The organism is Roseateles sp., from assembly GCF_049240545.1.
Taxonomy (GTDB): domain Bacteria; phylum Pseudomonadota; class Gammaproteobacteria; order Burkholderiales; family Burkholderiaceae_C; genus Paucibacter_A.
Window position 1 is genome coordinate 18,680 of the sequence record NZ_JBMLSK010000128.1, and the last position, 18,483, is coordinate 37,162.

An 18,483-nucleotide genomic window follows, 5' to 3' on the forward strand; every position below is an offset into this window, starting at 1 on the left:
GCAGGCCGAGGCAGGATGGTTGGCAAGAGCCGCATCACGCCGATTGGGCGGACGCTTCAGTCCGGAATCCTAACCCCCCATTGCCGCGCCAGTTCGCGCAGCACGCCGCTGCTTTGCAAGGTCCCCAAACTCCGGTCCAGTTTTTGTCGCAGTTCCTCGCCTTGCGGATTGCGGGCATAGGCGAAATAGCAGGATTGGATGGCAATGGGCGGCTGCAGGGCCTGAAACTGCTGTGCGAGGCCCATGGTTTGCAGCACCGGCGCGGTATTGCGTTCATTGCTGGCCAGCAGTTCGATGCGGCCGCGCTGCAGCATGCGCAGCCCGGTGGCGACGTCGCCCGGGTTGCTGACGAGCAGGGTGCTGCGGGCCTGCTCCATGGCGCCGCCGTAGGCCCAGCCCAGCACCAAGCCAACCGAGCGTCCGCTCAAGCGGCTCCAGTCGCCGTTCCATAGCGCAGCCTTGGCCGGGCTGGCGTAAAACACCAAGGCGTCTTCGTAAAAAGCCCGCTGCGAAAACAAGAAGCGAGCCTGTCTTTCTGGACTTCGGTAGGGACCGATCAAGATATCCGCTTGGCCCAGTTCCACCATCAGTTGCGCGCGAGCCCAGGGCAGGGCTTCAAAACGTACCGTGTGCCCTTCTTCAGCGGCAGCCCGGGTGAGCAAATCAACGGCCAGACCGTTCGCCTGGCCCTTCGCATCCCATTCAATGATGCGAGGGAACTGCGTACCGACGGCTAGCAGTTCTCTGGCCTGCGTAGCCCCGCTCAGCAGGGCGTAGAACAGGGCACAAAGCAGAAAAAGCCATTCTCTGGGCAGAGCTTTGATTCGCATGCTGAGCAGATTATGAGGCGGCAGGCTGCCAAGTTGCGTGATTGGCTATCATCGCCCGTCCTCCTGTCTCGCTGCCATGTCTGCCAAGCCCGCTACCACCCTCAATCCCGCCCAAATGCAGGCCGTTCATCATCTGGACGGCCCTTGTCTGGTGATCGCCGGGGCGGGCTCGGGCAAGACCAGCGTGATCACGCAAAAGATTGCGCGCCTGTTGCAGGCCGGCTATGCGGCCAAGAATATCGGCGCCATCACCTTCACCAACAAGGCCTCGCAGGAAATGCGCGAGCGCGCCAAGAGCCTGATCGGCCCGCGCGCGGCTAAGGACTTGGTGATTTCGACCTTTCACTCGCTGGGTGTGCGCATCCTGCGGCAAGAAGGCCCGCTGGTCGGCTTGAAAGAACAGTTCTCGATTCTCGACAGCGACGATGTGATGGGCGTGCTGCGCGATGCCGGCGGCACCGTCGATGCCAACCAGGCCAAGGCCTATCAGTGGACCATCTCGCTCTGGAAGAACCAGGGCTTGACGGCCAAGCAAGCACTGGTGATGGCCAAGGACGACCATGAGCGCGCGGCAGCCATCGTGATGGAGCGTTATCAAGAGCGCCTGGCGGCCTACCAGGCGGTGGACTTTGACGACCTCATCAGCCTGCCGCTGCGTTTGTTGACCGAAAACGCCGAGGCGCGCGGGCGCTGGCAGGACCAATTGCGTTATGTGCTGGTGGACGAGTACCAGGACACCAATGCGGTGCAGTACGACCTGCTCAAGCAACTGGTCGGCAAACGCGGCATGTTCACCGCCGTGGGTGACGATGACCAGAGCATTTACGGCTGGCGCGGCGCCACCATCGAGAACCTCAAGCGCCTGCCGGTGGACTATCCGCAGCTCAAGGTGATTCCGCTGGAGCAGAACTACCGCTCCACCGGCGCCATCTTGCGCGCCGCCAACCATGTGATCGCGGTCAACCCAAAGATTTTCGAGAAGAAGCTGTGGAGTGAGTACGGCGATGGCGACCCGGTCGCCCTGGTCGAGTCGGACGGCGAAGAGCATGAGGCGGAACGCGCGGTGGCGCGCATCCAGGCCCTGCGCGCCGAGGGCAAGGCGCAGAAGTTCGCCGACTTTGCCATCCTCTACCGCGCCAACCACCAGGCTCGTACTTTTGAAAAAGCGCTTCGTCGCGCCGAGATCCCTTACAAGGTCTCGGGCGGCCAGAGCTTCTTCGATAAGAGCGAAATCAAGGACTTGTGCGCCTGGCTGCGCCTGCTGGTCAACCAAGACGACGACCCGGCCTTCTTGCGCGCCATCACCACGCCCAAGCGCGGCATTGGTCACACCACGCTGGGCGCCTTGAGTCAGTTCGCAGGCAAGTGGAAGTGCAGCATGTTCGAGGCGCTGTTCTCCGACTCGCTGGCCACCGTGCTGAGCGCCAAGGCCATCGGCTCGCTGCATGAGTTTGGGCGTTATGTCACTGATTTGGAGTTCCGCGCCAAGCACACCGAGGGCAGCGAGCCGGCCAAGGCCTTGCTGCTGGAGTGGCTCAAAGACATCGGCTACGAAGAGCATCTGCTCGGCAGCGAAGACAACGAGAACGTGGCGATTGCGCGCTGGAACAATGTGCTGGACTTTGTCGACTGGGTCGCCAAGCGCTGCGGCGGTCAGGTCACGCAAGACGGCGGCAGCACCTTTGAGGCCGAGAAGCAAAGCGTCTTGCAGGTGGCGCAAACCATCAGCGTCATCATCTCGCTGAACGAGCGCGAAGAAGAGCAGGACCAGGTCACCCTGACCACCTTGCATGCCTCCAAGGGCCTGGAGTGGCCGCATGTGTTTCTGGCCAGCGTCAACGAGGGGCTTTTGCCCTTCAAGGCCGATGATGAAGAGATGACGGCCCAGCGCCTGGAGGAGGAGCGTCGCCTCATGTATGTGGGCATCACCCGCGCCCGCACCACGCTGGCGGTGGGCACGCTGCGCCGCCGCAAGAAGTCGCGCGAGTTGGTGATGGGCATTCCGAGTCGCTTCATCACCGAGATGCGTTTGAATGAAGGCGGAACCAAAGAAGACCCGCGCGAAAAACTCAAGCGCCTGCGCGAGTCACTGGCCGCCAAAGGGGCCGCTTCCACGGCAGCCCAGGCGGCGGATGGCAGCAAGCCCCGGCAGTGAGGAGGCCCTGCGGTTTTGCTGAGTTCTTGCGCCTGCGATGATGGCGGCTTTTCGGGAACTCACATGATGACCAAGTCTCTTCTGGCCGTTATGGCCTTGATGGTTTGCAGTGCTGCTATGGCCACGACGCCGCCCAAGCCGGCCAGCCCGCTTGCAGCCAGCGCCCCCCCGCAGCCCTTGACCACCGCCTCAGGCCTGCGCTTCGAGCCTCTGACGGTGGGCAGCGGCCCGCACCCCACGGCGACCGACAAGGTGCGTGTGCATTACGTCGGGCGATTCTTGGATGGGCGTGAGTTCGACAGCTCCATCAAGCGCGGCCAGCCGGCCGAGTTTCCCTTGAATCGCGTCATCAAATGTTGGACCGAGGGCGTGCAACTGATGAAGGTCGGCGGCAAGGCGCGCCTGCATTGCCCTTCGGCGCTGGCCTATGGTGAGCGCGGCGCGGGCGGTGGTGAGATTCCGCCGAACAGCCCCTTGGTGTTTGAGGTGGAGCTGTTGGGCATCACATCGCCTTGACGCCGGGGGCTTGTTGAGGCTTCACGGAGCGAAGGCTCTTAACGCGCAGCCGCCGCCAGCCCATCACCACACCGCTCAAACTCAGGCCTAGGCCCATCAGGCTGAAGCTCAGCATCCAGCTGTCCCAGAGCGGGCGCAGGGCCAGTAGTTGCGGCAGATCGAAGCTGTGTAAGAAGGCAAACAGCCAGCGCTCGATGCGCTGCAGCCTGTTGCTGGTTTGCAGCACAGCGCCACTGGCCGGATCCAGCACGACCCAATGCGCCTGCGGGTCATCGAAGACCAAGCGAAGGGCCGGCAAGGGGCGCTCGCGCTGGCCGGTCATGGTGTGGGCTTCACGGGCGTAGTAGTGGGCGTCGTAGGCGTGCAGCCATTGCTGTGCTTGGATGTTGGCACTGGGCAGCATGCGCGCGGCGGCCTCCACCAGCTTGGCAGGCTCTATGCCTGCAGGCAAGACTTGACCGCGCTCATCCAAAAGGCGTGTGCCGCTGGCGTTCTGAGCCCAGACATAGTTGGCGCCCGCGATTCGCCGCCATTCCAGTTGGCGCGGCGCAAAGCCCTCGGCCGCCAATTGCCGCAGCACTTGCTCGGCGGGCACCGCTGTTTGCGCCTGCAAAGGCCCGCCGGCATAGGCCAGGCGGTCAGGTTTGGGGCCTTCGGCATCAAAGACCTTCCAAGGGTTGACCGACAGCAAGCCGCTGATCATCCAAGTCAGCGCCAAGGTGCCGCCCAGCAAGCCGAGCACATGGTGCCAGCGCACCATCCACCCGCGATAAGGTGAGCGCGAGCCGCTTTTGTAGCGCCCATTGAAGCGCCAGCGCCAAATGCCGACCACCATGCCGCTCGCCCCCAGCAGCGTGCCTGCCAGCGACAGTCCGATCACGATATCGGTCCACCAGCTATTGAGTGCGCCGCCGCGGAACATATAGAGCCAGTGCAGCCAAGCGCCCAGCCAGCCCCAGCTGCGTTCGGTGAAGCTGGCGTCGCGCACCACTTCGCCGGTAGCGCTGCTGAGGTAGAGCCAGCGCTGTTCGGCGTCGTCAACTGCGACGCGGTGAAGGGGGCGGTGTGCATCCAGCGCGCGCGAGTGCGTCCAGGCGTCTTCATGGACGGGGCCGAGGCTTACGGCGTTTGCGCCAGCGGCAAAGTGGCGAGCCGCCACCACCGCATCGGCTTCGCTGAGCGCCTCCACAGGTAGGCCGCTGAGTGCGTCCACCGTCACCACGCGCTTGCGGCCATCACTGAAGAAGTAGCGCGGCTGGCCGGCCACGCTGGCCAGCCGCCATTGGCTGGCTTCCTTCAGCCCGGCGGCCTGCAGTGCCGCCTCGATCGGCACGCAGCAGCCTGCGGCGGGCAAGGGCGCCAGCCCTTGCATCTGCTCAGCCTGGGTCAGCTTGGGGTAGCCGACATACATCATCACCATGCCCGAGAGGAACCACGCCGCGATCACCAGACACAGCAGAATGCCGGCCCAGCGGTGCAGCAAAAAGAGCCAGCGCTTCATGCTCAGAACCGGTAATCCAGCGCCACGCTATAGCTGCGAGGTGCGCCCAGATAGGGCAGGCTGGTGTTGAGGTCGGCGACGTAACGCTCATCCGTGACGTTATCCACCCGCGCCTGCAAGCTGGCTTGGCGGGTGATGGCCCAGTTGGCGCTCAGGCCCAGCACTTGGTAGGCGCCGTCCCAGACCGTGTTGGCGGTATTGCCAAAACGCTTGCCCACATGGCGCAAATCCAGCCCCAGGTTCAGCGCCTGCATGGCCTGCCAATCGACGGCCGCGCCGGCCACCCAGTCGGGCACATTGGTCGGCGTCATGCCAGCACGCGAAACCGTGGCGCTGCCGGCGGCCTCGACAAAGTTGTCGTAGCGTGCCCGTGTGTGGCTCAGGTGGCCGCTGAAGGCCCAGGCACTGCTCGGGCGCCAGCGGGCGCTGGCCTCGATGCCCTGGCTGCTCTGCTGCCCCACTGGGATGCGCTTGTTACGGTCGTTGGGGTCGGTAATGGAGAGGTTTTTTCGGGTGATGTCATAGACGGCGAGCGTCGCCGTGCCACGCCCGCCGTCAAAGCCGAGCTTGCTGCCCAACTCAAACTGACGCCCCCGAGTCAGGTCGAAGTCACGCAGCGCGCTGAAGCCGGCGGTGGCCAAGAGGCCGGACGGCGGATCGGCGGCGGTGCTGGTCTGGGCGTAAATCTGCCAATTGGCGCTTAAGTCCTTGACCAAGCCTAGTCGGCCCGTGAGCGGCTTGAACTCGGTATTGAACACGGCCGGATTGGTGGCCGACACGGTGCGGTGATTGCGCGACTCCAGCGTGATGAGGTCCATGCGCAAGGCCGTGACTAGGGCGAAGCCGCCGCCAAGCACGGTGCGGTTTTCGGCAAAGGCGGCAAAGCCGTGCAGCAGATTGGTCGCGCCCGGCTTGAAGCCCGGGGTCACACCGGGCAGTTGGAAGAAGTAAAGATCGTTCGGCGCATAAGGATTGGTCAGTCCGAAGGGACCGGCCACCGAGAGCGGGAAGCGGGTTTGGCGGTTGTAGCTCCAGTCAAAACCGGCTGCAAAGTCAGATTGCAAGCCACCGATTTGCGCGGCGTGGCTGAGTTCCATGCGGTTGCCCCAGACCTGCTGGTCATGTCGCTGCAGCAATACATTGGACCGCGCGACTTGGCTGTTATTGTTCTTGAAGGTGTAGGTTTCAAGATTCTCGTAGTCGCGCAGGGCGTCGTAGTGGTAGACGGTGTTGCTGAGCCGGGTTTGGGCAGTGATTTGCCAGGCCAGGATGGAGCGCAGCCAGGTCACATCTTGCTGATAGCGGCCGTCCACGACGTTGTAGTTGACCCCGAAAGTGCCCTTGTCGAACTGCACTTGCCCGGCCACCGTGTCGCCGGCGCCACGTAGCATGGGCGTGCCCCAATACGGCTGCGTGACTTTCTCGTGCTGGCGCTCGACAGCCAAGGTGTGACTCAAACCGGCGGTGATAGGTGCCAGCCAAGAGGCGGCAATCTGCCAGGCCGCGCGGTCGCTGCCCTGTGTCCAAAGCGCATCCTGGCTGCGGTTGAGCTCCAAGCGCAAGACTTGACCCTTGTCCGCCCCAAGCCCGCGCTGCAGGCTGGCCGAGAGCTGCTGGCGGTCACCCAGTGCCAGGCGCACGCGGCTGAGGTCGCCGCTGTTGTCGGCCGCTTTGGTGATGACATTCAGTGTGCCTCCAACTGCCCCCGAGCCATTCAGAAAGCTCGATGCCCCGCCGATTGCCTCGATTCGATCGACGATCCAACTGTCCACCGGTCGCGCAGCTATTGCGTCGTACTGCACGCTAATGCCGTTGTAGAGCTGGGACAGCGAACCCGAGCCGAAGCCTCGATATGACACTGAGCCCGCCGAGCCTGGTGGATCGGAAAATGTCACGCCGGGTACGCCCTTAAGTGCTTCTTGCGTGTTGATGGCGCCTCGCGCTTCGATTTCGGACCGTTCGATGACGGTCACGCTGGCGGGGGTTTCGCGCAGCGTCAAGCCCAGTCGCGAGCTGCTGCCGGCGGCTTGGTTCAGTCCGGTCGCGGTGGCATTACCGCTGACCTGCACGGGCTGCAATTGGGTGGTTTGGCTTTGCGCTCGCGCATTCAAGGAAAAAAGGGCCAGAGCGGCCAAGGCCAAGGGTGTGGGGCTGAGTTTCATGGTTCTCTATTGCAGGGAAAAGTCGGCGTCAGTCGCCGGCGTGTGGACCCCGGACAAGTTTGGACTTGTTCGGACTCTGGAAGATGGAGTCGAGCGCTTCTGGATGCAGCGGCTAAAGCCCGATGCAACGGGCGCAGAGGGGGCTGGTGACGCTAGCCAGCGGCAGCAGTGCCGCGAAAGTCGCCGCCATCAGCGTGGCGGGCCCAACCATGGCGCGCAAGACGGTATCGAGCTCGCTGAAATACAGTGCGCTGATGTCCAGCTCTGCCGGCGGCAAGTTTGTGGTTTGGTCGGCAGGCGGCTTGCGCACTGGACGAAAGGATGGAGTCATGATCGCGTGCCACTGAGCCCGATGTCGGTTTTGGCGCGACAAGGGGCAAGTACAAACAAGGCGGCTGAGTGCGCGTAAACGCCTCTAGCAGCGGTCTTGAATGCATCGAGGCGCAGAACTCGCTAGCGAGCGCGAGTCAGGCGAGGTGAACGAAGCGCTGAGACCGAACGTACCTAAGTACATGGGGAAAGCGCGCATTCGTTCGACCAAGGGCGGATCAGCGTCGAGCAGTGACGAGTTCCATGCCTCTTGGCTCAGTAGGGAGGGGCTCGTGCTTGTGCGCTGGCCCAGGCGAACAGCGTTCGCGGCGCGAACAAGAACAGCTTGGGCGTTTCAAACTGCAGATCCAGCAAGGCGGGAATCGCTGGTGGCGCGGGTGGCAGCCCAAGCTGTGTGCTGTGCAAAGAGCAGTAAGGGCAGTGCTTGAGCAGGTGGGGGTTGGGTAGATCGGACGGACCGTTATCGACCTCAAGCGCTACCAGCTTCGTGCCGGTCACACTGCAGATCTCCATCCAAGTGGCGCCAGATTGGCTGAGCACCGCATGCGAAATCGCTGGCCCGAGCGCACTCAGCAAGATGGCGAAGGACGCTATCCAGGCAAGTAAATGGGGAGCTCGGCGGCTTCTTGGCATGGCGCGCATTCTATGGTCAGACTGTTGAGTTTTTCCCAGCCTGACATCACGAGTGGGTCGGCTTCTGGCGCCCGGGGTGTAAGTTTGGCCGATCCTGGAAGTCCAGAGTACGACTCTATTTCCCGTTCAGCAGGCCGCTGGCGTTTGAGGTGGAGCTGTTGGCGATCGTTGGATCCTGACCGGGCCCTGGTTTGCGCGGCTGATTTCACGCAAGCGCTGAGGATTCGTGCGCTCTGCAGTGCCTTGCCCTTAAACTGAGTTGGAGTTCAGACAAAGAGTCCCTTCAACGGCAGATGAGGAGCACTTATGTACGGTCTGGTCAATCGCGCCATCGAGCAGCTGGTGGTCTCTCTCAAGGGCGAAGACGGGTGGGAACGGGTCTGTCAACGAGCGGGCTGGGAGGACCAGGGCTTCATCGCCATGCAGACCTATGACGACGCGGTCACCTACCTGCTGGTCGGTGCGGTCAGTCAGGAGTTAGGTCTTCCCGCCAACGAGGTCTTGAAGGCCTTTGGCGAGTATTGGATTCTCTATACCGCCGAAGAAGGCTACGGCGAGATGTTGGCCATGTGCGGCAACGATCTGCTCAGTTTTCTGCGTCATATGAACCATATGCACGCGCGCATCGAAGTCACCATGCCGCACATCCGCCCGCCCGACTTCAAGGTCAACGAACTCAGCGATCGCGAGTTCGAGTTGGTCTATCAATCGGACCGAGAAGGCCTGGCGCCGATGGTGGAAGGCCTCATCACCGGTTTGGCCAAGCGCTTCAATCAGCAAATCGACATCACGCAAACACGCTGGCGAGATGCGCAGACGCCACAGGATTGTTTTCACATCCGGATCAAATCTTGAACACCGTGGGGCCAAGCCTGCAAGGGGCGGCCTTTGAAGGGGCCTTCCCTTTCTATCTCCTGCTGGATGGGGCGGGGATTGTGCGGGCCTGTGGGCCCGCCCTGCAGAGGGCTTTTCCAGCCCTCTCGGTGGGCGCGGCTTTGAGTGATCATCTGAGGCCAAGTCGGCCCAAGACCTTGCTGAGCACCACCGACTGGTCGGCGCATGAGGGCGAGGCGCTTGTTCTACATGGCATCGCAGCCGACGGTCTCACTTTGCGCGGTCAGATCTGCCGTCAAGAGCCGGACCTGGCCTTGCTTTTGCTCACCCCGGTGGTGAGGTCGTTCGATGACTTGCGCCAGCATGGCCTGCATATGGCCGATCTGGCCTTGCACGATGCCACCGGCGATCTGCTGATGTTGCAGCAGTCGGCGCAGACCTCCCGAGATGATGCGCAGCGCTTGACCGACCGACTGCGTCAGCGCAACCGGCAATTGCAGTTGATGAACGAGCTGTCAATGCATGGGATCGCCTATTTCTCGCAAGCCGGGGATCTGAAGCACTCGAATCCCTTGTTTCAGGAACTGCTGGGCTGGGATCAAGGCCTGCCCATCCCCTGCAAGGTGCAGGATGTGGAAACCCGTTTGCAAGATATTGCGCAGGCGGAGGCGGGTCAGCAATTGCAGCTGGAACAGCTGGCGGATGTCTCGAATGAGAAGCGTGACCCTTTCATCTTGCGAACCCGGGATGGTCGCCATTTGTCCTTGGTCTACCGCTGCGGCGACGTTGGCGAGCGCGTCTTGTTCATCCGCGATCGCACCCGCGAAACCCAGCTTGACCGCATGAAGAGCGAGTTCATGAGCACCGCAGCCCATGAACTGCGGACGCCAATGACCAGCATCTATGGCTTCAGTGAGATTTTGATCAGCCGCGATATGCCGCCCGAAAAGGTGCGAGCGATCGCGGACACCATTCACAAGCACGCGGCGTGGATGGTCAGCCTGATCGACGAGGTGCTGGATCTGGCGCGCATCGAGGCGCGGCAAGGCGAGGACATCCACCTGAGCGAAGTCAGCCCGGAGGAGCTCTTGTCTGAAGCCTTGGCGGCCTACTGTGACGCCGGTCAACAAGCCCGTCTGGACTGGACCGCGCCGGTGGGCCTGCCGCCCATCACCGCAGACCGTGTCAAGGCCAAGCAGGCCGTGGGTAATGTCATCAGCAATGCCCTCAAGTATTCACCCGATGGCGGCCCGGTCCATGTGCGCTGTGGGGTGGAGCGCAAGGGCAATCGGGATGGGCTGTACGTCGAGGTCGAGGATCACGGCCTGGGCATGACGGAAGAGCAGCTGGCGCGCGTGTTCGAGCGCTTTTATCGGGCCGATCCGTCTTGCAATATCCCGGGCTCGGGCCTGGGCATGTCCCTGGTGCAGCAGATCATGAAGCTCCACCAGGGAACGATCACGCTCAGCAGTGAACTGGGTCGAGGCACTTGCGCCAGGCTTTGGTTTCCCTTCGCCTGAATCTGCCCAAGCCAGCCTGAGCTGGCCTTCTGACGTGCGCGCCTCGGCCTACATGCCCTTGAATAGATGCGTGTAGCTGCGGCTGACTTCGAGCTTTTCGCTCAGGCCCTTCACGCCCACCATCTGACGGCCGCGGAAGTCGCGGGTGATGCCATCGATGGCGCGGGCGTTCACCAGCGTGGAGCGGTGAATCTGCCAGAACAGCGCCGGATCCAACTCGTCCACCAACTCCTTAATGGGCTTGCGGATCAGCGCTTCGACGCGGGCGGTCTGCACGCGGGTGTACTTCTCGTCGCTGATGAAGAACAAGACGTCTTCTACCGGAATCATCTGAATGGCCTGGCCCACGGTGGCTTGAATCCATTGCAGATACTTGGGCGCTGCACCCGGGTTCAACTGGGCCGAGAGCTTGTGCAGCAGCTGTTGCAGTGGTGCGCCCGGCGGGCTTGATGAGTCCGAGGCGTCGGCGCTATCTCCGCTGCCATCGCCTTCCAAGCGCTGCGCCAGCCGCTTCTTGATGCGCTGCACCGTGACCTGCAGGCGCTCGCGCTCCGCCGGTTTGAGCACATAGTCGGCCACGCCCTGCTCGAAAGCCTCCACCGCATACTGGTCATAGGCGGTGATGAAGACGATCTCGGGCGCCAGCCAGTCGTCGTCTTCGGGCAGTTGGGCGATCTGGCGGGCCGCGTCCACGCCGGTCAGGCCGGGCATGCGGATGTCCAGAAACACCAGATCGGGCCGGTGCTGACGCACCAGCTCCACGGCTTCCAGCCCGTTCTTGGCCTCGGCCACGATCTCCAGATCGGGCCAGACCTCGGTCAGGCGGCTGCGCAATTGCTCGCGCATCAAACGTTCGTCATCGGCCAGAACGGCGCGGACCTTCGAGGGCAATGGGTGTGTTTCGCTCATGGCGTGAATGCTAGCGGCTTAAGTGCGGGATGCGTTTGAGGGCGAGCCCTGGGTTGCGCCTGGGCTGGCGCGGCGTTTGTTTCGGAACACCAGCCACAGCAGCAGCGCCACCACGATCAAGGGCGAGAACAAGAGGCCGCCCAGGCTCAAGAGGCCCACGGCCAGGCCACCCAAGATCAGCACGGTCAGCAGGATGGGCAGGCCAATGCTGAACACCAGCACCAAGGGCAGAACCAAGCAGACCACCAGACCCGCCACCAGCATGCCGAACAGCACCTCGTACCAAGGCGCCGCGCCCCACTCACGCAGGCCTTCGATATCGATGCTTTCGCCGTTGATGCTGAAGCTGACGCCGGGCTCCATCAAAAACTCTTGGACCCCGTGCCACAAGGCGAAGCCGCTCCACAGGGCCAGCATGGCCATCACGGCGCCGGCGATCAACAGCCATTTGAAAGCGTTCTTCATGCTTGAGCTCCTGTTTCATCGTTGCTGCGGCTGCGGTAAGGCACGGTGATGCACACCTTGGTGCCGCAGGGAAGGTTTTCGCTGACGGTGACGCTGGCCTTGGGGCCGTAGAGCAACATCAGTCGTTCGCGGATATTGGCCAGGCCCACGCCGGTGCCGCTGGTCGCGGCGCGGCCAAAGCCCAGCCCGGTGTCGGCCACGGTGACGGCCAGCTTGCCGTGGGTCACCTCGGCCTTGACGCGCAGGCTGCCGCCTTCGGCCTTGGGTTCCAGGCCATGCTTGATGGCGTTTTCCACCAGGCTTTGGATCATCATGGGCGGGAACTCGGCCGACAGCAGGCCTTCGGGCACATCGATCTCGGTCTGCAAACGCTCTTCCATGCGCATCTTGAGGATTTCAAGATAGGGCTTGATGACCGCCAGCTCGCGGCCCAGGTCGCGCACGCCGCTGGCATTCGCCTCGCGCATGGTGGGCATGGAGGCGCGCAGCAGCGAGATCAGGTTCTTCTGCATCTGCGAGGCGCGCGGCGGGTCGGTTTCGATCAAGTGGTCGATCGAGGCCAGGGTGTTGAAGAGGAAGTGCGGCTCCACCTGGGCCTGCATGGCGGCCATGCGGGCCTCCACCACCTGGCGCTTGAGTGATTCGGCTTCGGCGGTTTCGGTCGCCTGGGCGGCCTTCACCTCGGCCTGCAGCCGGCCTTTGTAGGTCACCTTGATCAGGGCCGAGCCCAAAATCCACAAGACCGCCAGCTTGACCAGGAAGTCGCCCAGATGCACGTGGGTGGTTCGGCGGATGGGCTGGCGCAGCGACTCCCGGATCTCACGTGGGGCGCGGGCGGCGCGGCGGGCTTCGGCGGCGGCCTCTTGTGCTGCTTCTTGCGCGGCGGCTCGGGTGGCCTCGGTGGCGGCTTGCACGGCTTGCTCGATGCCGCTGCGCGCCTCTTCGATGGCTTTTCTGACTTCGGCCGAATTGGCCTCCTTGGGGAGCTTGATCTCGATCGAGGGCAGATCGGACGCGACTTCTTCGCCCCCGCTGGCCTCGCCTTCAGCGGCCGAGGCCGCGTCGCCGGGGGCGCTGGATTTGGCCTTGCGCGGCTTCACCTTCACGCCGCTTTCGTCGATGGTGATTTCGTAATGAATCGGCTGTTCAGACTTGAGCGGCGGTTTGGCGGCGCGACGCGCTTCTGCCGGAGGTTGGGGTGTTGCAGGCGCCTCGGGCTCAGCGGCAGGCTCGGCAATTTCGTCCTGCGTGATGGTGGAACTGATGTGCCATGTGAAGGGCGGCAGGTCCTGCACGATGTTGACGCCAATCAGCAGGGCAATGGCGTAAATGATGAAGCGTTTCCAGCTGATGCTGACCAACCAGCCACCATAAACATGAAAAGCGCGCATGACGGCTGCACTGAAGTTCACCCACCGTTGATACGGCGTGATGCCGGGCTTGGCTCGGGGGGCAGCGTTCACAGAAGAGGGACCTTGTTCCATGCCCCGCACTGTACGCAAGCAGGCGGGGCCTGGTGATGCGCAGGCGATACAGCGTCAAGTCCGAGGGGCGAAATGCAGAGAAGCGCGACAGTCCGTGCCCCCAGAAAGTGAAAACCCACCGGCCTGTTGCGCAGGCGGGTGGGACGGGCCTTGGCCGAGGTGGCTGCGGCTTATTGCTTGATGGCTTCGACCTGGATGATCAGCTTGACGTTCTTGGGAAAGCCCCAGGCCAGGCCGTAGTCGATGCCCCACTGGGTGCGGTCGATGGTGGCCTCAAAGTCGCCGCCGCAGACTTCGCGCTTGAAGATCGGGTTGTCGTAGCAATTGAACTGCGTGGCCTTCAAGCTGACCGGGTTGGTCTTGCCGCGCAGCGTCAACTGGCCCTGGACTTCGCTGACCTTGTCGCCGTTGAAGACGAATTTGTCACCGATGAAAGTGGCCGTTGGGAATTTCTCGGTCAAGAAGAAGTCTTCGCCTTGCAAGTGCTTGTCCATCGCTGCCACGCCGGTGCTCACCGAAGCGAGCGGGAAGCTGATTTCGACGCGGCCGGTCTTGGCGGCGCGGTCGAACTTCACCGAGCCTTCTTTCTTGTCGAAACGTCCTCGGTTGGTCGAGGTGCCGAAGTGGCTGATCTCGTAGGTCACGAAGGTGTGGGTCGGGTCGACGGCATAAGTGGCCGCTTGCGCGTGTGCCAGGCTTGCGGTGGTGCTCAGGGCCGCCAGAGCGGCCAGGGTCAGGATGTTTTTCATGAGGGGTCTACGCTGGGTTGAGAAAACAAGGGTGATAGATAGAACAAAAATCTAGGCCGAAGCGGTGATGTGGCGTGGGCTCATCAAAGCGGCGCCACGCCTTGGAAGGCCAACTTGAACTTGACCTGAACCTCGTTGGCCACCATGGACGTGTCGGCCCATTCGCCATCGCCGATCTTGAACTCAAGACGTTTGAGCACGAAAGCGCCCGTCGCGGTGGTGATGCCGCCGGCTTGGCTGAGGCTGATGGGGACGCTGATGTCACGGGTCTGGCCCTTGATCGTCAGCTTGCCGCCGACTTCAAACCTGGCCGGGCCCGTGGCCTTGACGGCGCTGCTGATGAAGCTGGCTTGAGCCAGTTTCTTGCTGTCAAACCATGCGGCCTTGGCCAACTCGGCTTCCAGTTCCGGGGCGCCCAGCGCGACGCTGTTCAGATCAATGGCAAAGGCGACTTGTGCTGCTTCAGGTTTTTTGGGGTCGAAATTGAGTTTGGCGTCGAAGCGCTTGAAGCGTCCGTCGACGGGAACCCCCATTTGACGGCTGGTGAAGCTCAGCTCGCTTTGGGCGCTCAGCAGTTGGGCGCTGCTGGCTGAAAGGCTGTTGCCATTGGGCTTGGCTTGCGCCATGGCGGGCGTGGCCAGCATCAGGCTGGCGCTGCAGGCCAGGCCCAGCAGGGCGTGCCTCAGTGCGGGGGTGATCATCGGGTCTTTCCTTTCTTGGACAGAGGCAAGATGCGAGACAGCAAGTCGTCGCGGTCGATCCAGTGGTGCTTCAAGGCGGCGCCGATATGCATCAGCACCAGCGCTGCCAAGCCATAGGCCAAGAGCTTGTGAACCAGCTTGAAGTTTTCGGCCAGCGCTTTGTCGACAGGCACCCAGTCGGGCAGCGGCAGAACGCCGAACCAGACGATAGGGAATCCTGCGGCCGAGCTGTAAGCCCAACCGGCCAGCGGCAGCGCGAAGAACAAGAGGTACATCAGCCCGTGGGTCAGATGAGCCAATCGTGACTGCCAGACCGGCATCGGCAAGTCCGCTGGCGGGCGATGGCTCAGCCGCCACAGCAGCCGCAGCGCGGCCAGCAGCAAGATCGTCACGCCGGCCCATTTGTGCCAGTTGTACAGCTTCAGCCGTGTAGGCGAGAAGGGCAGCTCGGTCATGTAGATGCCTACGCCGAGGGCGCCAATGATGGCCAGGGCCATCAGCCAGTGCAGGGCGATGGCGATGCCGCTGTAGCGTGCAAGGGTGGCGGTGACGGGACGGCTGCTTGGCATCGGAGGGCTTCACTCAACAGAAGAGGGCGCGACGCGCGCCTCAAGAATTGCGCTCAGTGTGCCCTTGCATCGGCGGGCGACGGTTCAGCCCTCTTGTTGCCTCTGTTCATTGAATTTGAATGCTGCCTGGGGGTCTTCTTCACGTTCACGCTTGCATCACTGGCCTGTCATGCTGCGGTCACTGCGCGAGCGGCAAGATGCGGGGGTGAGTGAAACCGGGGAAGCTGCAATGGATGTGGTGTGCAAAGTCGAAGCCTTGTTCGAGCGACGGGGCGCGTCCATCTACATCGGGCAAAGCCTGGCCAGGCGCGAGAACGTCAGTGCCCTGGAGCATGCCTTGCAGTGCGCGCAGCTGGCCGAGTGGGCGCATGCGGACAATGCCCTCGTGGCGGCGGCTTTGCTGCACGACCTCGGGCAACTGCTCGACGGAGCCCCCGATGACGCGCTCAACGATGACCATCATGAGGAGCGCGCGCTGGGCGTGCTTGCCGCGGGGGGCTTTGGTCCTGCGGTGCTGGAGCCGATTCGCCTGCATGTGCAGGCCAAACGGTATCTCGTGTCGACCGATGAGGCTTATGCCGAAGGCTTGTCGCTGGCTTCGCGGCACTCATTGGTGCTGCAAGGCGGCCGCATGACGGCCGAGGAGCGTTTGCTCTTCCTTGCCGAGCCGCAAGCCAGCCGGGCGCTGCAATTGCGCCGCTGGGATGATCTGGCCAAGCACCCGGGCAAGCGCACACCGCCCTTGGCGTATTACTTGAATCTCTTGGACGACGTGCTGCGCGAGAACCGCCAGCCGGCCCGTATTGCGCTGGTCTGAGTGGCGGCCAAGCCCCTCCCCATAAAGAGGGATGGTCAAGACGCTATCCGATCAGGATACTTGTTACCTGATTGACGCGTTGCCTGGACCTCAGCGCGTTGGTCAAAGGGGAGAGGAGCTACGCCGGCAAGCAAAACTCATCAGAGTGGCGCTTGTCGGCTTAGTTTTTTCTGGCGGCCTCACTTGCTGGGGCGATCGGTCTGGATCGCCGTGAGGTGTTCGGGCGAGGGCTCGGGGTTCAAGCGCCGCACAAGCCCAGGATGCGCTCCTCTGCCGAGCATTTCTTTTGCTTTTTGACGCTGCAGTTGCGCAGCTCCCGGTAGGTGGGGGCGTAGTAGCTCCAGCCCGGCGGCAACTTGGGCATGGAGAGGTCCACTTCCTTCCACTTCGGGTGGCCTTCCGCTTGCAGGCGCGAGAAGTTCTGGCACAGCGATTTGCCCAACTGTGAGAAGCGGTACAGAGTGTCCTTCAGGTTGTAGTCGTAGGTCACCAAAAAAGCCCCTACCGAAATGGTGCTGAAGTCCTCGGTCAGCAGATTCGGATAACTCGCTGCCTGCACGGTAGCGGGAGCATAGACATTCAAGGCCGCTTGTGCGGAGGCATGCTTGGGATCGAACTTCAGCAGCTTGATGAACTTTTGAGCTTCGGGCTTCATATTGGCGATCAGCGGCGCGGGTTGGCCGGCGGCCACCACCACCACATCGACCGACTTGTCGCCGATCAGCTTGACCAGGGCTTCTTCATTGGACAGAAAGCTGGCCTGTTCCTCGGGCATGGCCCCGCCGAACATCATCTTGTAAAGCGTATGGGTGATCAGGGCGGCGCCGCTGCCGACCAGACCGCCATTGATCTTGGCGCCGCGAATGTCGTGCAGATAGTTCATCTCCGAATCGGAGCGCACGATGTAGTGGATTTCGGTGTTGTAGAGCGGCAGCACCACGCGCAGCGGCTTGATGATCTGGGCGGCCTCGGCGTTGCCGGCGGCGGCGCGGTCCAGGAAGGCCTGATACACATCGGCCTGCACCACGGCCAGCTTGACGCCGGGCTCATACCGCATCAGCTTCACATTGGCGGCCGAGCCTGAAGTGGGCAGGACTTCCAGCTGAATGTCTGCATCCGGGGCGACGTACTTGGCCAGATCTTTGCCGATGGCGAAGTAGGTGCCTTTCTCCGAGGCGGTGACGATCTTGTACTCCGCCGCAGCCTGGGCCAAGCCGCCGACCAGCGTCAAGCCGGACAAGATCAAGGTGCGCAACAGTGAGGGGCGTGAGAAGACGATCATCTAAGGGCTCCTGGGCTTGGTGTCTTGGACGCAAAGGCCGAGTGCGGCCGTGGCCTCGGTGCAGTTGCTGATTTGAGGCGGTTTCAAGTCCAGGCCCTGCTGGGCCTCGCTGCGTTGGCGGCTGCTGACCGGCGGGGACGCGGGCGCGCTGCTCTCGCCGGAGGCTTGAGCGGCCGGTGCGAGCTTGGCTTGCGGCCTCGGGCTGACTTTGCTCAAGGGCGCTGCTGGGTTTGCAACTGGCCCGGAGTTGCTTGCTGCATCGGCCGCGTTGCCGGTCGCTTCGGTGTTGTCCGCTGGCGGCGTCAGTGGCTTTGTATCGGGCGCGATATCCGCAGCGGGCGGTCCGGCCGATGGCGCTTGCGTTGGCAGTGCCATCGGAGGGGGAGGCGCACTTGCGGGAGAGGGTGCGGGCGCTTGCGTGTCCGGTGCCGGCGCTGCCGAGCTTGAAGCTGGGTTCGCGGCAGGCGATTGCCAGGCCTGATAGCCGAAGTAGGCCGCTGCGCCGACGGCCAGGGTCAGCAATCCGACGGTCAGCACCGGCGAGCGCCGCTCTGCGCCAAGCTCATAGGGGCTGGGATTGAACGATGGCGTGGAGGCGGCCGGGACAAGGGGTGAGCCTGAAGCCGTCGGCAGCGCCAACTCGTCTTTCAAGATGGGCGGTTCGGAGGCGGGTTGGGTGTCGGGTGAGCCATGCAGATCGCCTTGGCAGCGTCCACAGACGTTGCTCTTGGTGATGTCATTGACCGCGCCGCAATGCGGGCAGGGTTGCAGATGCAAGGCCGCCCCGCATTCATTGCAGAACTTCGAGTCAGGCGGGCTGACGTGATCGCAGTAAGGGCAGGGCCGGGGTGCGTTGGCGGGGGACATGAAGGGTGTGAATCCGATGCGCTACCGTCAAGGTCAATGGGGCCTGCCGGTTCGACACCGCACAGGGGCGCTGCGAGTGTAGACCGGCAATGGGGCAGTTTGCATCAGCCAAAACCTTGAGATTAGGGGCTAGGCCGGCGCTGCTATTTACAGCGCCTC

The 18,483-nt window shown here is 62.9% G+C and carries 18 protein-coding genes; 5 read left to right on the top strand and 13 right to left on the bottom strand.

The annotated features are described in order from the left end of the window. Positions 1-56: 56 nt before the first annotated feature. Complete coding sequence (locus ACOVRJ_RS08465; protein ID WP_422043436.1) at positions 57-830, bottom strand: substrate-binding periplasmic protein; 774 nt, start codon at positions 828-830, stop codon at positions 57-59. Between the two features lie 76 nt (positions 831-906). Here ACOVRJ_RS08465 and ACOVRJ_RS08470 point away from each other — a divergent pair, with 76 nt between their 5' ends. Then, positions 907-2,985 carry an ATP-dependent helicase gene (locus ACOVRJ_RS08470; protein WP_422043437.1) on the top strand — a complete coding sequence of 693 codons (2,079 nt, stop codon included), beginning with the start codon at positions 907-909 and terminating at the stop codon, positions 2,983-2,985. A gap of 117 nt (positions 2,986-3,102) precedes the next feature. After that, positions 3,103-3,501 carry an FKBP-type peptidyl-prolyl cis-trans isomerase gene (locus tag ACOVRJ_RS08475; RefSeq protein WP_422043457.1) on the top strand — a complete coding sequence of 133 codons (399 nt, stop codon included), beginning with the start codon at positions 3,103-3,105 and terminating at the stop codon, positions 3,499-3,501. On the opposite strand, the gene ACOVRJ_RS08480 is transcribed toward ACOVRJ_RS08475, so the two are convergent. The 4 genes from ACOVRJ_RS08480 to ACOVRJ_RS08495 form a co-directional block, all read right to left on the bottom strand. Then, positions 3,488-5,002, bottom strand: coding sequence for a PepSY domain-containing protein (locus ACOVRJ_RS08480; protein ID WP_422043438.1), 1,515 nt, complete (start codon positions 5,000-5,002; stop codon positions 3,488-3,490). The two genes, ACOVRJ_RS08475 and ACOVRJ_RS08480, sit on opposite strands and share 14 nt — an antisense overlap. Before the next feature lie 2 nt (positions 5,003-5,004). Then, positions 5,005-7,164 carry a TonB-dependent receptor gene (locus ACOVRJ_RS08485; protein WP_422043439.1) on the bottom strand — a complete coding sequence of 720 codons (2,160 nt, stop codon included), beginning with the start codon at positions 7,162-7,164 and terminating at the stop codon, positions 5,005-5,007. A gap of 112 nt (positions 7,165-7,276) precedes the next feature. After that, positions 7,277-7,495, bottom strand: a complete 219-nt coding sequence (locus ACOVRJ_RS08490) for a hypothetical protein (RefSeq protein WP_422043440.1) — start codon at positions 7,493-7,495, stop codon at positions 7,277-7,279. Positions 7,496-7,749: 254 nt separating this feature from the next. Continuing rightward, positions 7,750-8,127, bottom strand: a complete 378-nt coding sequence (locus ACOVRJ_RS08495; RefSeq protein WP_422043441.1) for a DUF2946 domain-containing protein — start codon at positions 8,125-8,127, stop codon at positions 7,750-7,752. Between the two features lie 306 nt (positions 8,128-8,433). Here ACOVRJ_RS08495 and ACOVRJ_RS08500 point away from each other — a divergent pair, with 306 nt between their 5' ends. Both ACOVRJ_RS08500 and ACOVRJ_RS08505 read left to right on the top strand, forming a co-directional pair. Further along, positions 8,434-8,982, top strand: a complete 549-nt coding sequence (locus tag ACOVRJ_RS08500) for a heme NO-binding domain-containing protein (protein WP_422043442.1) — start codon at positions 8,434-8,436, stop codon at positions 8,980-8,982. A gap of 5 nt (positions 8,983-8,987) precedes the next feature. Beyond that, positions 8,988-10,481: an ATP-binding protein gene (locus ACOVRJ_RS08505; RefSeq protein WP_422043458.1), complete on the top strand. Its 1,494-nt coding sequence runs from the start codon at positions 8,988-8,990 to the stop codon at positions 10,479-10,481. A gap of 48 nt (positions 10,482-10,529) precedes the next feature. Here ACOVRJ_RS08505 and ACOVRJ_RS08510 read toward each other — a convergent pair whose 3' ends face one another. The 6 genes from ACOVRJ_RS08510 to ACOVRJ_RS08535 form a co-directional block, all read right to left on the bottom strand. Next, a complete protein-coding gene (locus ACOVRJ_RS08510; protein ID WP_422043443.1) occupies positions 10,530-11,390 on the bottom strand; it encodes a LytR/AlgR family response regulator transcription factor in 861 nt (286 codons plus the stop codon). Positions 11,391-11,408: 18 nt separating this feature from the next. After that, the gene (locus tag ACOVRJ_RS08515) at positions 11,409-11,855 is read right to left on the bottom strand and encodes a hypothetical protein (protein WP_422043444.1); all 447 of its coding nucleotides are present in this window, start codon (positions 11,853-11,855) and stop codon (positions 11,409-11,411) included. Continuing rightward, the gene (locus ACOVRJ_RS08520) at positions 11,852-13,318 is read right to left on the bottom strand and encodes a sensor histidine kinase (RefSeq protein ID WP_422043445.1); all 1,467 of its coding nucleotides are present in this window, start codon (positions 13,316-13,318) and stop codon (positions 11,852-11,854) included. Before ACOVRJ_RS08520 ends, ACOVRJ_RS08515 begins: the two co-directional genes overlap by 4 nt. Before the next feature lie 191 nt (positions 13,319-13,509). Further along, entirely contained in the window at positions 13,510-14,088 is a 579-nt protein-coding gene (locus tag ACOVRJ_RS08525; protein WP_422043446.1) for a YceI family protein, read from the bottom strand. Positions 14,089-14,171: 83 nt separating this feature from the next. Further along, on the bottom strand, positions 14,172-14,789 hold the full coding sequence (locus ACOVRJ_RS08530) for a YceI family protein (RefSeq protein ID WP_422043447.1): 618 nt from the start codon (positions 14,787-14,789) through the stop codon (positions 14,172-14,174). Continuing rightward, the gene (locus tag ACOVRJ_RS08535; RefSeq protein ID WP_422043448.1) at positions 14,786-15,358 is read right to left on the bottom strand and encodes a cytochrome b; all 573 of its coding nucleotides are present in this window, start codon (positions 15,356-15,358) and stop codon (positions 14,786-14,788) included. The genes ACOVRJ_RS08530 and ACOVRJ_RS08535 overlap by 4 nt, the downstream gene beginning before the upstream one ends. Positions 15,359-15,527: 169 nt before the next feature. Between ACOVRJ_RS08535 and ACOVRJ_RS08540 the strand changes: the two genes are divergently transcribed. After that, complete coding sequence (locus tag ACOVRJ_RS08540) at positions 15,528-16,175, top strand: HD domain-containing protein (protein ID WP_422043449.1); 648 nt, start codon at positions 15,528-15,530, stop codon at positions 16,173-16,175. Between the two features lie 238 nt (positions 16,176-16,413). On the opposite strand, the gene ACOVRJ_RS08545 is transcribed toward ACOVRJ_RS08540, so the two are convergent. Then, positions 16,414-17,457 (bottom strand): TAXI family TRAP transporter solute-binding subunit, encoded by a 1,044-nt coding sequence (locus ACOVRJ_RS08545; protein WP_422043450.1) that lies wholly within the window; start codon positions 17,455-17,457, stop codon positions 16,414-16,416. After that, positions 17,458-18,324, bottom strand: coding sequence for a double zinc ribbon domain-containing protein (locus tag ACOVRJ_RS08550; RefSeq protein WP_422043451.1), 867 nt, complete (start codon positions 18,322-18,324; stop codon positions 17,458-17,460). It abuts the gene before it with no gap. Positions 18,325-18,483 lie beyond the last annotated feature (159 nt).

Excerpts from the sequence above, each read along its gene's own strand:
- ACOVRJ_RS08465 (WP_422043436.1), bottom strand. The coding sequence starts at position 830 with ATGCGAATCAAAGCTCTGCCCAGAGAATGGCTTTTTCTGCTTTGTGCC.
- ACOVRJ_RS08470 (WP_422043437.1), top strand. The coding sequence starts at position 907 with ATGTCTGCCAAGCCCGCTACCACCCTCAATCCCGCCCAAATGCAGGCC.
- ACOVRJ_RS08475 (WP_422043457.1), top strand. The coding sequence starts at position 3,103 with ATGGCCACGACGCCGCCCAAGCCGGCCAGCCCGCTTGCAGCCAGCGCC.
- ACOVRJ_RS08480 (WP_422043438.1), bottom strand. The coding sequence starts at position 5,002 with ATGAAGCGCTGGCTCTTTTTGCTGCACCGCTGGGCCGGCATTCTGCTG.
- ACOVRJ_RS08485 (WP_422043439.1), bottom strand. The coding sequence starts at position 7,164 with ATGAAACTCAGCCCCACACCCTTGGCCTTGGCCGCTCTGGCCCTTTTT.
- ACOVRJ_RS08490 (WP_422043440.1), bottom strand. The coding sequence starts at position 7,495 with ATGACTCCATCCTTTCGTCCAGTGCGCAAGCCGCCTGCCGACCAAACC.
- ACOVRJ_RS08495 (WP_422043441.1), bottom strand. The coding sequence starts at position 8,127 with ATGCCAAGAAGCCGCCGAGCTCCCCATTTACTTGCCTGGATAGCGTCC.
- ACOVRJ_RS08500 (WP_422043442.1), top strand. The coding sequence starts at position 8,434 with ATGTACGGTCTGGTCAATCGCGCCATCGAGCAGCTGGTGGTCTCTCTC.
- ACOVRJ_RS08510 (WP_422043443.1), bottom strand. The coding sequence starts at position 11,390 with ATGAGCGAAACACACCCATTGCCCTCGAAGGTCCGCGCCGTTCTGGCC.
- ACOVRJ_RS08515 (WP_422043444.1), bottom strand. The coding sequence starts at position 11,855 with ATGAAGAACGCTTTCAAATGGCTGTTGATCGCCGGCGCCGTGATGGCC.
- ACOVRJ_RS08525 (WP_422043446.1), bottom strand. The coding sequence starts at position 14,088 with ATGAAAAACATCCTGACCCTGGCCGCTCTGGCGGCCCTGAGCACCACC.
- ACOVRJ_RS08530 (WP_422043447.1), bottom strand. The coding sequence starts at position 14,789 with ATGATCACCCCCGCACTGAGGCACGCCCTGCTGGGCCTGGCCTGCAGC.
- ACOVRJ_RS08535 (WP_422043448.1), bottom strand. The coding sequence starts at position 15,358 with ATGCCAAGCAGCCGTCCCGTCACCGCCACCCTTGCACGCTACAGCGGC.
- ACOVRJ_RS08540 (WP_422043449.1), top strand. The coding sequence starts at position 15,528 with ATGCTGCGGTCACTGCGCGAGCGGCAAGATGCGGGGGTGAGTGAAACC.
- ACOVRJ_RS08545 (WP_422043450.1), bottom strand. The coding sequence starts at position 17,457 with ATGATCGTCTTCTCACGCCCCTCACTGTTGCGCACCTTGATCTTGTCC.
- ACOVRJ_RS08550 (WP_422043451.1), bottom strand. The coding sequence starts at position 18,324 with ATGTCCCCCGCCAACGCACCCCGGCCCTGCCCTTACTGCGATCACGTC.